Origin of the sequence: Sphingobacterium bambusae, assembly GCF_033955345.1 — a bacterium.
Lineage (GTDB): Bacteria > Bacteroidota > Bacteroidia > Sphingobacteriales > Sphingobacteriaceae > Sphingobacterium > Sphingobacterium bambusae.
Genome location: NZ_CP138332.1, coordinates 2,886,268 through 2,903,042, shown reverse-complemented (window position 1 = coordinate 2,903,042; position 16,775 = coordinate 2,886,268). Strand labels below are relative to the sequence as shown.

The 16,775-nt window shown below is 43.4% G+C and carries 14 protein-coding genes and 1 tRNA gene; 5 read left to right on the top strand and 10 right to left on the bottom strand.

Annotated elements, in window-relative coordinates; translation table 11 throughout:
* The first annotated feature begins 10 nt into the window (after positions 1–10).
* Genes SCB77_RS12130 through SCB77_RS12120 form a run of 3 tightly spaced genes read left to right on the top strand, consistent with a single transcriptional unit; the run spans position 11 to position 3,908 of the window.
* Complete coding sequence (locus tag SCB77_RS12130) at positions 11–1,816, top strand: RagB/SusD family nutrient uptake outer membrane protein (protein ID WP_320182272.1); 1,806 nt, start codon at positions 11–13, stop codon at positions 1,814–1,816.
* Positions 1,816–2,646, top strand: coding sequence for a metallophosphoesterase family protein (locus SCB77_RS12125; RefSeq protein ID WP_320182271.1), 831 nt, complete (start codon positions 1,816–1,818; stop codon positions 2,644–2,646). Before SCB77_RS12130 ends, SCB77_RS12125 begins: the two co-directional genes overlap by 1 nt.
* Complete coding sequence (locus tag SCB77_RS12120; protein ID WP_320182270.1) at positions 2,643–3,908, top strand: alkaline phosphatase family protein; 1,266 nt, start codon at positions 2,643–2,645, stop codon at positions 3,906–3,908. Before SCB77_RS12125 ends, SCB77_RS12120 begins: the two co-directional genes overlap by 4 nt.
* Before the next feature lie 160 nt (positions 3,909–4,068).
* Here the strand turns inward: SCB77_RS12120 and SCB77_RS12115 are convergent, their stop codons facing one another.
* Entirely contained in the window at positions 4,069–5,298 is a 1,230-nt protein-coding gene (locus SCB77_RS12115) for a hypothetical protein (protein ID WP_320182269.1), read from the bottom strand.
* Between the two features lie 384 nt (positions 5,299–5,682).
* Here SCB77_RS12115 and SCB77_RS12110 point away from each other — a divergent pair, with 384 nt between their 5' ends.
* Positions 5,683–7,299: a reverse transcriptase domain-containing protein gene (locus tag SCB77_RS12110; RefSeq protein ID WP_320182268.1), complete on the top strand. Its 1,617-nt coding sequence runs from the start codon at positions 5,683–5,685 to the stop codon at positions 7,297–7,299.
* A gap of 870 nt (positions 7,300–8,169) precedes the next feature.
* Here the strand turns inward: SCB77_RS12110 and SCB77_RS12105 are convergent.
* From SCB77_RS12105 to SCB77_RS12085, 5 genes are all read right to left on the bottom strand, one after another.
* Positions 8,170–9,126, bottom strand: coding sequence for a hypothetical protein (locus SCB77_RS12105; RefSeq protein WP_320182267.1), 957 nt, complete (start codon positions 9,124–9,126; stop codon positions 8,170–8,172).
* 418 nt (positions 9,127–9,544) lie between these two features.
* Positions 9,545–10,375, bottom strand: coding sequence for a carboxylesterase family protein (locus SCB77_RS12100; RefSeq protein ID WP_320182266.1), 831 nt, complete (start codon positions 10,373–10,375; stop codon positions 9,545–9,547).
* 283 nt (positions 10,376–10,658) lie between these two features.
* Positions 10,659–10,898: a hypothetical protein gene (locus SCB77_RS12095; RefSeq protein ID WP_320182265.1), complete on the bottom strand. Its 240-nt coding sequence runs from the start codon at positions 10,896–10,898 to the stop codon at positions 10,659–10,661.
* Positions 10,899–11,165: 267 nt separating this feature from the next.
* Positions 11,166–11,238 (bottom strand) — tRNA-Lys (locus SCB77_RS12090).
* A 134-nt stretch (positions 11,239–11,372) separates the two neighbouring features.
* Positions 11,373–11,843 carry a hypothetical protein gene (locus SCB77_RS12085; RefSeq protein ID WP_320182264.1) on the bottom strand — a complete coding sequence of 157 codons (471 nt, stop codon included), beginning with the start codon at positions 11,841–11,843 and terminating at the stop codon, positions 11,373–11,375.
* Between the two features lie 162 nt (positions 11,844–12,005).
* On the opposite strand from SCB77_RS12085, the gene SCB77_RS12080 reads away from it, so the two are divergent.
* Positions 12,006–12,665, top strand: coding sequence for a DUF6624 domain-containing protein (locus tag SCB77_RS12080; protein ID WP_320182263.1), 660 nt, complete (start codon positions 12,006–12,008; stop codon positions 12,663–12,665).
* Positions 12,666–12,683: 18 nt separating this feature from the next.
* Here the strand turns inward: SCB77_RS12080 and SCB77_RS12075 are convergent, their stop codons facing one another.
* The 4 genes from SCB77_RS12075 to SCB77_RS12060 form a co-directional block, all read right to left on the bottom strand.
* Positions 12,684–13,391: a hypothetical protein gene (locus tag SCB77_RS12075; protein WP_320182262.1), complete on the bottom strand. Its 708-nt coding sequence runs from the start codon at positions 13,389–13,391 to the stop codon at positions 12,684–12,686.
* Between the two features lie 144 nt (positions 13,392–13,535).
* Positions 13,536–14,150 (bottom strand): fibronectin type III domain-containing protein, encoded by a 615-nt coding sequence (locus SCB77_RS12070; protein ID WP_320182261.1) that lies wholly within the window; start codon positions 14,148–14,150, stop codon positions 13,536–13,538.
* Between the two features lie 592 nt (positions 14,151–14,742).
* Positions 14,743–15,696: an AraC family transcriptional regulator gene (locus SCB77_RS12065; protein WP_320182260.1), complete on the bottom strand. Its 954-nt coding sequence runs from the start codon at positions 15,694–15,696 to the stop codon at positions 14,743–14,745.
* 136 nt (positions 15,697–15,832) lie between these two features.
* A complete protein-coding gene (locus SCB77_RS12060; RefSeq protein WP_320182259.1) occupies positions 15,833–16,768 on the bottom strand; it encodes a glycoside hydrolase family 43 protein in 936 nt (311 codons plus the stop codon).
* Positions 16,769–16,775: the final 7 nt, after the last annotated feature.

Here is a 16,775-nt window from a genome sequence, read left to right as displayed (position 1 = left end):
GACAACAAGCATGAACAGATATATTAAACTAGCACTTTTCGGCGCCGTCCTCTTCTCCAGCAGCAGTTGCAACGACGACTTTATGGACCTGAGCTCCGAGACGGAAATTAACAAGGAGAGCTTTTTCAATACCGCCAATGACCTCGATCTTTTTATCGTGGGTATGTACAACTTTTCCGGACTGGGCATTTACCAAGCCGATGCCACCACGGACAATGCCAGCACCACCGGCAACACAGAGATCAAGAACCTGATGACGGGAAATGCCTCCGCTACCACCATCACTACCGGCTGGTCGCATGAGGATTGGGCCCAGCTGCGCAAGGCCAACTTCTACCTCGAAAATATGCGCAAAGCGCAGATCAGCGAGAGCGAAAAAGCACATTATGAAGGCCTGGGCCGTTACTTCCGCGCCCGCTTCTATGTGGATAAGGTAAAACGCTTCTCGGATGTGCCTTGGGTAGATAAAGCCTTGGAAGCAAACGATGAAGACTACCTCTTTGCCGGTCGCGATCCGCGTGCCTTTGTGGTCGACAAGATCATGGAAGATTTCGAATATGCCGCGCAGCATGTCAACCCAAGCGCTGCACTGGGCGCGGTAAACAAATGGGTGGTGCTGCAAGAATACAGCCGCTTTGCGCTGTACGAGGGCACCTATCGCAAATACCACGACGAGCTAAACCTCAAGAGCACAGCAAGCAGCTTTTTGGAAAAAGCGCATACCTTGAGCAACCAAGTGATGAATGAAGGCGGCTTTTCCATCCACAATACCGGCAATCCGGAAACCGACTACGCCAGCTTGTTCTTCAGCGAAAACCTCGATAACAACCCCGAGGTGGTCTTGGGTCGCTTCTACGCCAACAATGTGCTGAATGCCGATGAATGGCCGGGCATGTTTGGCAACTACGAGTATTATCCGCTACGCGACCTGCTACAGGCTTACTTGATGCGCGATGGCTCTTTCTACTCCAGCCAGACCGGCTATGAGCGCTTCTCCTTTGTTCAAGAATTTGAAAACCGGGATCCCCGCTTGGCACAGTCCTACGCCTTCCCGGGCTGGGAGCTTATCTACTCGCATACCTATGCCCAAGGGCCGGGTCTATACGTGCAGCAGCTGGCCAAGAACTTCTCCGGCTACCACCAAATCAAGGGGTTCCAAAACACCCTCAGCGTGGAGACACGCCGCAACTTGGATATTCCACTTTACCGCTATGCAGAGGTGCTGCTCAACTTTGCCGAAGCCAAAGCCGAACTGGGCATCTTAACGCAAGCGGATCTTGACCGCAGCATCAACCTGCTGCGCAAGCGTGCGGGCATGCCCGATCTGCTCTTGGCGCAAGCCATCGATCCCGTGATGTCTGCCAAGCACAGCAACATAGCGAGCGCACAGCGCAACCTCGTCTTGGAAGTGCGCCGCGAGCGTCGTGTAGAGCTGGCCTTCGAAGGCTTCCGCTTTGATGACCTGATGCGCTGGAACCTAGGCAAGCTATTGGAGAACAAACGCGAGGGAATCTATTTCTCCGGCCTAGGCAAGCATGATATGACCGGCGACGGCATTCCAGATCTGGAACTACTACCCGCTTCGGCCACAATTCCGGCCGTAAAAGAGAAAAACAGCCTGGGCCGCGAACTACAATATTACCGCGCGGGCACCTTCGGGCAGGATGTGGGCGTATTCCTTTCGCAAGGCACTAACGGCACGGTAGAAACCATCGAACGCACCGGTACCTTCGAAGCACCAAAATATTATTATCGCCCTATTCCGCAAAATGAAATCCGATTAAATCCTAACTTAACACAAATATTTGGCTGGTAATGAAAAAGACACCCCACATCATCATCCTGTTGCTCAGCATCTTGTTGGGCAGCAGTCCTGCCGTCAAGGCACAGCAATTCAAATTTGCGTTTCTTACGGATTTACATATCCACAGCGATAGCACGCTGCATCAAGTTGCCCAACGCCTGCAAAAACTGCCCAAGTCGATAGACTTTGTGCTTAGCGGTGGCGACAATGTCGATATCGATAACCTTAAACCGGCGGATGTTCCCCAAGGCGAAAAGCGACTCGCTCAGTTAAAGGATCTGCTGGATAAAACCAACAAGCCCTACCATATGGCTATTGGCAATCACGATCGCCTGCCGAGCTCCCTCCGCCATGGCAAGAACGATTTCCAAGCCTTCGAGAAAACCTTTGGCAACACCTATTATAGCTTTACGCATAAAGGCTGCACCTTTATCGTTTTGAACAGCGTGGAGGTAGAGAATAACCAATACAGCGTCAAATCCGAGCAGCTGAATTGGCTGAAAGATCTGTTAAGCAAAACGCCACAAGAGCAGCCTATTGTCGTGGTGTCGCATGTTCCCTTCCTATCTGTGTACTACCCCGTATTGGAAGGCCGCTATACAGGCGCAGATACCTTCCAAAACCAAAAGCAGGTGTTCGATCTTTTTGAAAATCACAACCTTAAGCTGGTTCTACAAGGGCATATGCACCTCTATGAGGAAATCAAGGTCAAAGGTGTACAGTTTATTACTGCCGGCGCCGTATCGGGCAACTGGTGGCATGGTGTGTTCCATGGCACTGCGCCGGGACACCTCGAGGTAGAACTATCCAAAGACAATGTAAAATGGGAGTATATCCAATGAAGAAACTAAACTACGGCCTGCTGGGCCTTTGCCTAGCGCTATTGCACAGCACCGGCAGCTTCGCGCAAGCGCCAACAGCGAAAGTCAAAAAAGCCCTCTTGGTGATTGTAGACGGCATCCCTGCCGATGTGATCGAGCGGGAGGATACGCCCAATATTGATGAAATCTCCAAAGATGGTGGATACACGCGCGCCTACATGGGTGGCGAGCGTGGCGGCTACTCGCAAACGCCTACCATATCCGCGGTATGCTACACCAGCATGATCACCGGCACTTGGGGCAATAAGCACAATGTATGGGGCAATGATGTTAGCGCCCCCAATTACAACTACTGGACCATCTTCCGTCACCTCAAAGCCCAGCAACCCAATCGCAAACTAGGCATCTACTCCACTTGGCTAGACAACCGCACGAAAATTTTGGGCGAAGGAAAGCCGGAGACCAACAAATTGAAAATCGATTACCATTACGACGGCTACGAGCTGGATACCCTTCGTTTTCCGCACGATAAGATGACCACCTACATCAGCAAGATCGATGAGGAGGTTACGGCACAAGCTTGGCAAAGCATCCGCACGGAAGCGCCAGACCTCAGCTGGGTGTACCTGCAGTATACGGATAATGCCGGCCATATCTTCGGCGATGCCGAAGGGATGTATGATGCCGTGCACAAAGCGGATAGACAGGTGGGCGATATCTACAACGCCGTCAAATACCGCGAGCAGTATTTCAATGAAGATTGGATGGTGGTGATCATCACCGATCATGGTCGCGATGTAGCCACAGGCCTTTCCCACGGTGGCCAAACGGATCGCGAGCGCACCATCTGGATCGCCACCAACAAGCAGGGGCTAAATCAGCATTTCCATGCGCACCAACCGGCTATCGTCGATATACTGCCTTCTGTAGCGCGCCACCTCGAGGTGAATATTCCGCAGCAGCAGGCTTGGGAACTGGATGGCGTGCCTTTCGTCGGTAAGGTATCCATCGCCGATCCAAAAGCTAAGCTGGTCGACGGCAAAATAGAAGCCGAATGGACGCCCTTTGCCAAAGAGGGTCAAGTGGAGCTTTTCCTAGCCGAAAGCAATACCTTTAAGGAAAAAGGGGTAGCACAAGCGGATAGCTATACGTCCCTTGGTAAAGTTGACCTCGCCAAAGGAAAGGCTTCTATAGCGCTACCCGTAGCACTTGCCGGCAAAAAGTTTTATAAGCTTGTGCTCTCCGCAGAGCATAATGCAGTAAACCGCTGGATAATTCCCTAACGGGAATGTTTCTTGGGTATGATTTTTCGGCCGCCTGCAGGAGTGTAGGCGGTTTTTTTTGTTTTCATAATCTATTTGGGAACTGTGCCCGTAAAGGAAAGTCTCATCTCAATATGTGATCTTCCAAATAAACTACAATATTTTTATTAGATTAAAAAAATTAGATTCTTTCAAAAAATATCTTTTCAAACTCATCGGGCATCTGAACACATTTTTTAATTCCTTCTATTCTAAAATTTCTAATTGCCCCACCGCGAAGTAAACAATTACATCTAAGAGCGCCTTTGGATGGTTCTGCCTTTCCTTCTCCTAAATCAGCAAAATCCTGAATATAAATGATCCTTTCAGTGTGGTTTTCTTGTTTATCGATATAACTAATGAAATACCATTTCCCTTTCACGCTTTCGATATTTTCTTTTCCAAAAAATGCTTGGATCTTGATTTGATCGCCTAAATCATACCCATCTTTAAGCATCTCGTCAAAATTCAGGAAAGATGTCACAGGAAAATTCTCTGAAAATACACTAGACTTTTCAGAAAATCTATTAAACACACTGTAAACATAGTAATAATGTTTAAATGTGATCGATTTTAAATGAACCGGATAAGCTTTATAAAGTAAATTTGGATTTGATTCTAGTGCATTACGCTCTTTTAACGGTAAAAAATAAGTTTTGTTTGTACTATACAAAACTGCACTATCATTGAAGGTTACAAACTTCAAACACACTAATGGAACAAATTCCTCACTAATTTTGCCCGACTCATTATTCAACCACTTAATTTTTGCCTGTAACCCCTGCTTTTGTGTAGTTATCTTGCCTGTTTTTTCACTGTGCTTAGTATGATCATCCTCGTACTTTAGATCTATTATTAATCCTACAGGTGGCAAATAATCTAATAAATTACTGTCTTTTACTTTCGAACGACCATCTACAGTGTCTTGAAAAGTCTTTCGCTTACCTAACTCTAGATCAACTGTTTGTAAAACCACCTCTTTTCCAATCAACTCTTTTTTCCATTCATTTATGCTTGGAGAGGTTACGCCAAAATCCTCATTAGCAATCTCAGAAATAAACTTTAATTCTTCACCTTTAAACCATAATTTCTCAAATTTCCCTTCTGTTGTAGAATAGAAAAGGCATTTGTATTGATTAGAGTCCCTAAGTCCAGTCAAGGTGTCGTGGGTAGATTTATTTAAAACCTCAATCACTATCATTAGAGGTGGTGTAAATCTAGCATACGCCCCAATCTTAGGCACTGAATATTCAATTTGATAAGGATGACTTTTTAGTGAAACAATATCATTAAGCTTTAAAGCCTTACTTGGTTCTTTTGGCGTAATACCAAACACGTACTTTCCTCTAGCTACTTCTGTACTATTTTTCATAAATAAATTACTAATTGTTGTCGCAATTTAATAAATTTGAATTGCTTAGTCAATGGGATAAACAGCAGTTTACAATTAGGCAGGATTATAGAACCTTTTGCGGTTTTACTGTTATTAACAGGCTTGACGTTTGTCAATAAGGTTTAATGCCGAGCTCACAATTGTCATAAGACAGCTTGTCACGCTCACCGAAGTTAAAGAAGCCAGTATTAAGAACGCCATCACTATGAAGGTACTCTTTCTGTTGAAACTATTTATCATCATTCTATTAGACTTTAGTTTATCGAAATTACAATGACTCAGTTATTGGGTCCTGGTCCGCACCAAACGGTGGTATGTAAACAATATGCATTATTGATAGCCCATTGCTAAGCTCTTTAAATTATGAAAAGAAAACCAGACTGGCTACAGGGTAAGGGTTACATGCATATCACTCCCTCTTTAAGCGTAAATACGAATTGGAAAGACTACTATCGAAAAATAACCTCTCCAAAGTATGTCGCTACATATGCTTTTTTCCCACTAATTCATCGCATTCTTTCCGACAGAAAATATAAAAAAGCTGATCCAAAAAGACACCATGTCAAAGTCCCCAAATCACGTGGACACAGTCATAAACGATTGGATGGTACAGGAACAGATAAATCTATCAAAAACAGGCCACTACACTACTCTAGCCATTTTGATTCTCTAATATATTCTTACTATGCTCATTTACTAGGATCTGCATATGAAAGCAAACTGAAAGAGGACTGGGAATTGGACAAGGCAGTACTTGCGTACCGATCGATCCCTATAAGTGAAACAGATCGCAGCGGTAAAAGTAATATTCATTTTGCCCACGAGGTTTTTGCCGAGATAAACGACCGAGTAGAATCTCAAGGCGATGTAGCAGTTTTGGCTATTGACCTTAAAAGCTTCTTCTCAACTCTACATCACGAGATTTTATACGATATCTGGGCATATGCTATTAATGAGAAGATACTTCCTCCGGATCACTATAACGTGTACAAGTCATGCACTAACTTTAGTTATATATTATACAATGACTTAAAGAAAAAAGGCAGCCGAAATTTTGATGAATCTAAACTTGCAAAAATAAGGCGCAACAAGGGTTTTAAATGTTTTTTTGAATCTAACCAGGAATTTAGGAAGACAATTAGGGAGGGACAATTGCGAATATACAAAAATCCATTTCGCGGAGATAGAAATGAAAGTGGTAGGAACGAGATGATAGGTATTCCCCAAGGTTTACCGTTGAGTGCGATCTTAGCTAATCTATATCTAATCGAATTTGACCGGACAATCGTAAATGAAATCTCGAGAAAGCTCGGAGCACATTACCGTAGATACTCAGATGATATCCTTATACTTTGCAAACCTGAGGAAATGTCATACGTCGATGACTTTGTCAATGAGCTGATTTTAAGTTTTAAAGTAAAAATCAGTAAAGAGAAGACCGAACGCTTCCTCTTTAAAAAAATGGTTTACAATAAAGCGGGAGACAAAAGAACCACTGCTATTAAACTTCTAAATGACAAAACGTTGATTGACTCGCCATTGAATTATCTTGGCTTTGAGTTCAGAGGCTATAATACACTTATAAAATCGACTAACATTGCAAAATACTACCGCCGTGTCATCGAGATTATAAAACGACGCTCACGTCGTGCAGTACGCTTATCCGCAAGTAATCCAACGATTCCTCGTGCGGTATACCTGAATCAAGTAAAAAAACTGTACAATTCCCCCTTGAAGCATGCCAATAAAATTGAAAACAAACAGTTATTCCGCAGACGTTACTCGCTGGTGATTGATGATAGAGGAGATTTTATTTTTCACCACACTGATGTAGAAGCTAAACAACCTTCAAACTATCTCACGTACATCAAACGCTGTAAAAAACAGTTTGAAACAAATTCGTTCTCTAGACAGCTGAAAAAGAAAAAACAGATTATCGGTCAAGCCATTAATAAGCATTTAGTGAATAAACGCTGGTAATTTTGTTTTTATACAGCTCTCAGCCTACAACGTAGCCTTTATTTTGGATGGCCAGAGGGAGGCTCAATCTCATTCTGAGCAAATTTCAATCTACAGTTTCTGTGTACTGTGAACATATTAAGAAAACATAACATCGTGTTCCTTTTCAACGATCTTTCACTCAAAACCTGTCTCTAGCGTTAAAAGAAAAGTGCAAAACAGGAGTCTTTCAAAAGCCTGAAATTCATAACGAATACTATCTTATCGAAAAGTAAATTTGCTATCTAAAATTTACCTGTAAATCTCTCAAACAAGACATCACTTGTGACGGTTTCTGAAATTGGCTATTTATTACTAAGATTTGAGATAACGCACAGGTTTACACGGTTAATACGACGCCTCTACTGATCGGATTTTATTATAATATACATCCGCTTCAAGATTACAAATAATGTTAGGATAAAGACAACACCACAATACACAGATAGAAACGTGAAACATTTTGTCAGAAAACTGTTTATGTTATTACAGAATATTACAAATATTAACAACAGAATGGATGTTACGATATTAAATGCTGTATTTGATATTGATTCGTTAACTATCTTAATTTTGATAGAGTCAGAAGAGAATTTCGTTAGGACATTCTGTTTAATTGAATAAAATAACGCCAATAAATTAAATAGAAATCCGGCTAATATAGACGCGCCGGCGATGATAATATTTACATATTCTTCTTTAATAACAAAATTGCTCTTAAAAACATATAGATAGGCAGGACAAAGAGGAGCGACGATAAAAAAAAATACTTGAATCCAAGAAATAGATTCTGGACTCTTTACGTGATAAAAGGTTTTAACATGATCTTTAAGTATTCTTAAAATATTTATTTTATCCATTTCCATTTTTCGTAAGAGACTCGTGATAAGTTTCCATATCATGAATCAAAACTTCTGTTTGTCTAACCAATGATTCAATAGTTGGGCGACCACGGTCATATTCCAATTGCTCAGTTACATTAAAGTCAGGTGTATTTTGACCAATATTTTTCATGTATATGGTTTTTTTTGACCCGTTATACTCGATCTCAAAACTTACCTCATTAAATTTATCGTCTAACTCGGGAATTTCAACCATTTCTGTTCGGCCACTTTGCCAATAAAGCTTATTTAAGATTCCCTTTACAGGAAATCCAGCTGTCGCAACAAAAACTTTTTTAAACTTACCTCTTATCTGCTTCGTTTCATGACCTTTATCATACAGATCCGCAATATCACTAGGAAGTTCGTGCTTAATAAATTCTATTTCTTTGATAACACCTTTTTCGATTATCTTTTGAAATACTGTCGAAACTAAGAAGTTATTAAAGCTAATTTTAAGGTCGATGGCATTTTTATAAAAAAAGTCGTTAATTGACTCGTTAAAAAGCTGCTTAATACCATAGTTCCCTCTCCTCTCTACTACCAAATAACCAAATTTTCTCTTTTTTGGCACTTTTAAATAAAAATACATAGGTGCCATCTTTGCATGAGATTCATCCATCGTATATAGATCTTCACCAGAAATATCATCTATTACTTCTCCACTCTCCCCTGATAAACCGGTAAACAAAATTCCGTAATAAACCGTGTTTAGTTCGCCATATACCGCTTTCACTAACTCAAACTTAGTTTTTAAAGACTTTTTTGAAGATTTATTCTTATCATTTAAATAGTGATTATTCTCTCTATAAATCAAAAAATCATCAAAGTGACCTTCGAAGAGTTCGTCGCTTAGAAACAAGTCATCTTGTTTATTTTTATGTCTTAGTCTAATAATGTATGTTGATAACAAGGTTAATTTAGCCATTCTCGTTAATAATTTGATTCAAAAAGGGTTAAAAGGCATTCCGTTCTGGAATTACCGCTATTAAGATACGCCAAACTAAATAAAAAATGAAAAAGTATTTCACATACCATTTCCTTTATTTCGTTTTTAGTTTGTCATACTTAAAGCTTTGGCAACTCCTCATTCCATAAAAACTTCCTCGGTCTTTCGAACAAGCGAAAATGTTCGTTCAAAATCCAACCGCTATTCGAGCTTGGTTCGCCTGCGGATCGCTCAGGCTACGATGTTGTCATTATTTTGATAGCTAGGGACCCGGTCTCATGCTGAGCAAATTTACCTACACTTCGAACATATAATAGAATCACGATATCGTATTTATTTTCAACGATCTTCATTCAACTTGCCAGTCACGATCGAAAAACAATAAAGTCTCAATTTTCTATTTCTTCTGTTTAAACAACCAATGAGGTATTTTATTATCTAGGAGTAGTGGGATCGTAATATTATCATGATTCAATTCCGTGAAAGTTTTAAAAACCACGTTTTTATTGCCTTTTAATTTTTGAAAAAGCTCTTCAGACCCTTCGTATGGATTTACAGCATCCATCTTCCCATGAATCAAAAAAACACTTTTCCGCTTGAGCGAATGGATGTTTGAGAAATCCGGAACAGCGGCAACCGAGACAATGGCAGCAAATTTATCGGGCGCAAGGTTTAAAATATTTTGAGCCGTTGATCCGCCCATCGAATAGCCTATAAGATAAATTCGGGATTTATCCACGTTGTATCTCCTTTGAAAATCATCCAATAAGTTCAATACCATATGTATATCATTAAAAGGCACCGATCTCAGCGATCCATCATCAGCTTTCAAATACGTAGATGACCGCTCTTTAAATTGAGGGACAATTACATAAGCGGAATACCTATCATAAACATCTTCTCTGATCCATATTTTTGATAGATGCTCCAATTGCTTTTCATTATCATTCCCAATCCTACTAGAATTATGAAAGGCAATAATAACGGGATAACTCTTGGTGCTATCATAATTTTTTGGCTTTAACAATCGATATGGCAAACTCTTTTCATCTTTTGTATAGGTATGTTTTTCGAAAAGATCATGAGACAATTTATTAATGATATCCCTTGTACGAACGAACGTCAAACTATCCACTTTTGTGCTATCAGAAAAACGAGTTTGCGCGTTTACGCCGAACGCTATCAGCGCAAAATTTATAAAGAATAGTGCTTTTATTTTTTTAAGCATAATGCCACTTGGTAATTTACTGAGGTTTGGAAAAATATCGGCTACAATCCTGTGTCTTTCTCCGATATTGTTGAAGCACGTTATCGCATATATCTTCGACAACCTTCACGCAATTCGCAATAAGCAGAGCGGATTGAAATTATGAGATTAAATATGTACTGCGAAAATAGGAACGAGGCGTCTATTAGTATACAGATATAGCTTTATATCGGGAACGAACGTGAAATCTTTAAGATTGAGCGTAAATAGCTGAATGCTATGGTAGATAGCGAAAAGATTTGTATCACAAAGAACCCTCGCCATATGTCTTCGTTCTCCTTTCACGAGCCATTTTCCTGATATTTTTAATATCTATATCATGTTTCGCCCACATGCCAAAGGATTCTGCAAAAGGAGGTACTAGATCCTCTTTCTTCGATACCGTATCCTTCACTTCTACATCGATACCCCAAGACTTGAGAAAATTGACAATGGAAGCAAGTTTTTCTTGGTCAATCTTACCTTTTAAAACTAATTCGGTCATCACTTTTTTTCGTTAAAATACTATAACAAATATAGGGAATTAAATGACGAAACGGTTCTTGATAACTTAAATGCCATTATTTATCGATATCAAGAAGTTATACATAGAAAATGGGGCAAGCATAGCCAAATAGCGCGATGCTGGCGCATACAGGTAAAAACTTTTCAATAAATAGCGGGCAAGGATAGGAACAGTCATGACTAAATAGCAAAACAGCAGAAACAGCTCTCCAACAAAAAAGCCTTCCTATTTCTAAGAAAGCTTTTGTGACCCCGCTGAGGCTCGAACTCAGGACCCACAGATTAAGAGTCTGTTGCTCTACCAACTGAGCTACGAAGTCGACTGTTCACAAATGTAAGTGCTAGTCCATAAAATAGCAACCCTTTTAAACGTTTTTTTTGGATGTGACGAAGGATTGACGAAATAACCGATCGCTTCGTCTCACAGAGCCCCCTTGAGAACCGAGATCATCCCCTAATACCCACTAATCCACTGCCTCAGCACCACCTTTGGCGCGAAGTCCGCTTTCCATATCGCTATATGGAGATAATCCTCTGGCTGGGGCTGATAGGCAAGGTCAAGGCTGTAGCCATATATACGCACGCGGTAGCAGGCTTTTTCCAAGGGTATTTCCAACATAACGAAGCTGTTGGGACAATCCAATACCTGTAGGCAACCGGATTTCAGCTCGATGCTAGCCTCCACAATATGGTCTGCATCTTCGGAGGCATCAATTTCGGGAGCCGATTCCAAGATCGAAAGCGAAGCCTTGGCCATACACTCATCGTTTTCGATCACCACGCCTAGAAATCCTTCATCTACGGCCAAGCGTTCGCTATGCGCAGCATCCGACCAAAAGTCGGGTCCATCCCCTCCGTGGATAGCATCCTTATCGGCCAAATAAAACTGCCCATACTGGGTAAAGAAATCCAATTGATGAGTCATAAGCATACGTTTAGATAAGCCCTAATATACAGCTTTTCAGTGCCAAACGCAATCCGTTTCTAGGTAGCAAGACAAAGCCCCGCAAACAAATAAACATAAGCCCGTATTCGTTTTTGCGAGCGATATTCCCTATTTTTAAGCTTACGATTAATGCTATAAACCATGAAAAACAGTCTGCTTTTATTCGTCGTTTACCTAGGCCTGCAGAGTTGCAGCAGCAGCAAATCGCTACCTGCTGGCGAGCAATCGCGGATACAGGCGCATCTCGCGGAGATGGTGACCACGGATCAGGTGGCGGCAAAGGTAAGAACTGGCGCATACCAAGACTATAGCGATGCCCGTTGGGATGCATTTAAAGACAGCGTATTTCGGACAAACCAAAAGAATATTGCCGCTTACTTTTCACGCTACGGCTACTTGGGCTATCGGGAAGTAGGGAAGGAGAGTTCCAATCATTTTTGGCTGCTGGTGCAGCATTGCGACCACGACCCGGCCTTTCAGCGCAAGGTATTGCGGGCCATGAAAAAACAGGTGCGAAGAAAGAATGCCAATCCGGAAAACTACGCCTATCTTTTTGATCGGGTGCAGGTAAATGCGGGGAAGAAGCAGCAATTCGGCACGCAAGTGACCTACCTTGTGCGCACGACGGGACGGGCGATTCCGAAAATTGGTTTGCTAGATTCTGCCCGCGTAGACCAGCTGCGGCAGGAGCATAACTTGGAACCCCTGAAAGTCTATTTGAACCGTATGACACAGCTGCATTTTCAAATGAATAAAGCATCGTATAATGAGAAGGGCATAACCGAGCCCGACCTGTATTAAACCCTTTGGAGGAGCAGCTTACAAGCTCTCGCCAGGGTTTTCATCCAGCTTTTCCTTCAGCTTGGCTTCGACCAGCTCCACGCGACGGTACAGCTTATCGCTTGCCGGCACCAACTGCCCATATTTCTCGAACACCAGATTGGCAAAGTCCGTGTAGGCAAAATATTCCTTCTCCACATCGCCATAAGCGCCCAAGAAGTTCTGATTATCATCATCTAGCGACACAGTATGCACGGAAACCTCGTCGTATCGTCCGTAAAGTTCGTGCAGCACCCCGAAATACATCGGATCGATCAAGTATTCGTCCTCATCAATTTTTTGGATATCGGCATTATACTGATCGGTCAACGCGCAAATCACATCATACACGCCATGCAGGTCTTCACTATGCTTTAGGGTCATGCTATAGAAATCTTCCAGCCTGATGGTAAGCTCGCCCTCGAAGGAATCAAGGTCTGGCGACTTGGCGATGCCTAGGGCATCTTCCAGAAAGTCGAGGTCCTGCTCGATGGCCAGGCTGCGCAGCAACAGGTCGCTGAGCACCGCATATACCGCGCGCAGACGAGGCATGCGCGCTGCCGCTTCGAGGCGAACAGCATAAGTAAGGTCGTGCGCCTTGTAGTAGTGGGCCAGCGCCTCCTGCTCAAATTGGGGTGGCGTTATGGCATCATCGAAATCCAAGATAATGTCTCGCAAGGGATGGCTTTTAACAATAGTCTTTATCATGGCGAAGCTATTTTGAATAGTATAAATATACGATTTAGTTGGCGAAGCGAAGCAAGATGCAGGAAAGGCTACCTCGACCCCTGGGGTCACTGCGCGACCATCGCGCAAAGAGGTAGCCTTTTGCGATTCATCTAGGGCACCTTTTTACATAATGACCGAACGAATCACATCGCTGTACGTCAGCGTGGGATTTGTTGTGGCGTAGGCCACACGGAACTCGTAACGCTCCAAGCTTTCCAAACCGCTAATCGCGATATTGGCTCGTGAGCTCGACACGCGCTCCCACACGTCTTCAGACTGTACTTTTCGGTACTCGAAGAAGTACATCAATGCCGCATTCCAAACGTTGACGCGCAGCTCGACCACTCCCGGTCTGGCGGCCACCGCGGTGGCACGTAGGTCTGTAGGCTTCGGCGCCAGCCCAAGAGGCGTTGCCACCTTGGTCGGCATAAAGCCGGCCGCCAAGATCAAGGCACGATTTCCCTGAGCTACCTTCGTCACATACAGCGACAAATCAAACAGCACAGACTTTAGCTCCGTAAAGCGCTGATTTTTGATCACCACTTGTCGCATGTCGCGAAAAGCGGCATCGGCTACCGCGCGTCTGAAAGCGGTTAGCGTTTCTTCCAGAAACTCCAATGCTGGATCTGGATCTGGAAACAAATTGGCATTTTCAGTCATCTTGACCAAAATGCTCTCTGCGTACTGTCCCACTTGGACCTCCGACAGTTTTCGGAATTGTAATGTTGGTTTGAACATAACATGTTGTTTTTAAGTAATTAATTAAACCATTAACATTACAAAGATCAGTGGTCTTTTTTAGAAGTAGGGGGTCAAATAGTGCCAACTTTTTAGGGTCGACCCGAAATTTTTGGCACTATTTGACCCCCTTTTTACAGTTTTTCGGGCCAAAAAAACCAGATTAGCGCGCTAAAAAAGTGACCCCACATAGTGAAAAAGGCCATTTTTCTAAAGAGACAATACCGTTCATTAATGAAAAATGCTTTTCACTAGTGAAATGACTCACTTCACTACGCATCCGAACTTAATGCGTATGCATTTGGACTTCTTCACTAGGCATCCAAGTCTAATGCGTATGCATCCGAGCCTTTTCACTAGACATCCGTGCCTGATGCGTATGCATCCGAGCCTTTTCACTAGGCATCCGTGCCTGATGCGTATGCATCCGAGCCTCTTCACTAGGCATCCGCGCTTAATGCGTATGCATTCGATCCTTTTCACTAGGCATCCGTGCCTGATGCGTATGCATCCGAACCTTTTCACTAGGCTTATCGGACAGATCCAGATGCATCCAACGCATCTGCAGGGTGAAACAGAGATTATGCGGGTATTATTTTGTGTTTCTTTTGATCGATGAAGGCGGTTCAAAAAAGAACTTTTTAAACTCACGGCTAAAGTATTTGCGATTGGGAAACTGCAGCTCATTGGCCACCTCTTCCACGGACATTTCGCCTTGCTGGAGCAGCTCCTGCGCTTTTCTTAATTTCAGCTGTTGTATAAAATCCGCTATTTTGATATGCTTGCTCTCGAAAGCCCGGAATAGGGTTCGCCTACTGACAGCGAGCGCATCGGCAATGCTTTCCTTACTCATATCTTCCTTGTAATGTTCACTTATATATTGTATCGCGCGGTGGTAGATCTGCAGATTGGAGCGCCCACCGCTGTCCGACTCCTTTTGCAGGGCCGTATCCAGCTCCTGAAAAAGGCGCCCCAAGCAAAGGGTGAGTTCGCTACGCGTATGGAAGGCACGAAACTGCAGGCAGGAAAGCTGCCGGAAGACCTCCCGAAAGCGAAAATTTATCCCGACATCTGGCAGCAGGACATCTTGAGGCGGAGTTTCCGGCCTATACCCTAGAAAATTTCCGGTTGCTGGATATTCTTGGAAAAGCGCTTCCAGTATAGGCTCTTTATAGCCAACACAGATTAAACGAACCTTGCCTTCATCCATAGCCATCGAAATACGGCGTCTGCTGGATGCAAAGGGCAAACATCGATTTTCTGCCAAGACAATTTTTTTGCGCAGCAACAGCTTGGCTTGCCCCATAAGCTGGTAGCATTGCCAAAAGAAGAAGTCCTGTGGCAACAACTTAAACAGAAATCCCCCAGCAGGAACCTCGCCATAGATTTCCAACAGCAGGATATGCTCCAGCTCGCAGCAGCTGTAGCATAAATCGGCGGTAACGCCCTGATGGTATGTCGAGGGCAGGAAGCCTAGATATCCAGTCTTCCGAACCTCCTCCTCTAAGTAAAAGGGAGCAAACTGTAGGTATTTAGCATGGTACATAGCGGTTAGCAAGCTTATTACACAGATATTTCCTTAAAAATAACGAAAAATAAGATTAACCGCCGAATAAATTCGTAAATAAAAGACGCTTAATTGCTCACAACCATCACACTAAAGCGCTAGAAGAAACACAAAACTACTTGGCCGACAATATCTTTTGTAGCTCTGCCTTGGATACCTGAAACACCGTGCCGTGCCGCAGGCCTTTCGGCAGCTGCACCTTATCCGACACATCAACCCAGGTTTTCAGGTTTGCCGATTGAATAGCACCATATTTATGTTCGGTATATTTATCAAAGTAGACCGTCCATAGACCATTGATCTTGGTGACCGTAGGACCTTCCGCCCAGTATTTACCCGTGATGGGCGCACTTGCGGCCGAGTAGGGGCCCGTCAACTTATCGGCAAAGGCGATCTTCAGGTTCTTTTGTGCGGGCACACGGGTTTCATCTTTAATAAACATCAGCCAGCCAGCGTTGTAGGGCACAATACTGGCATCGATGCAGTTAAAGCCCGGCTCATACAGCAGTTTGGTGTCCGAGAACGTTTTGAAATCTTTGGTAGTCACGTAGTACATGCGGTGGTTATAGGCATTATCTTCCTGCACCTGCGTCTCGGGAAATGTACCCGTAATTGTGGTAGCCCAATAAATCATATACTCGTCCTGCACTGGGTCGTAGGTAATCTCAGGTGCCCAAGTGTTGCGCGCCTTGGCTTCATGCTCCATAACGGGGATATACTGCTGCTCGGACCAGTTGAGCAGATCGGGCGAGCTAGCATAGCCGATACCCCGTTGTGTCCAGCTTACCGTCCACACCATATGGAAGCGGTTGTCCTTGCCGCGGATGATACAAGGGTCCCGCATCAGCTTATCTGGGCTCAACACTGGCTTTAAAAAAGAAGCTTTGCTGTCTATAGCGTTCCACGTGAACCCATCTGCACTGTGGGCCAAATGCAGCCCATCCTCGCCATTGCCCACAAAGTAGGAAAACAGCCATACGCTATCTGTAGACTGGGCAAAAGCGCCAACGGAAATAAAAAGGGAGAATAGGCCCAAAAGAATGCTTTTCATCGTATTG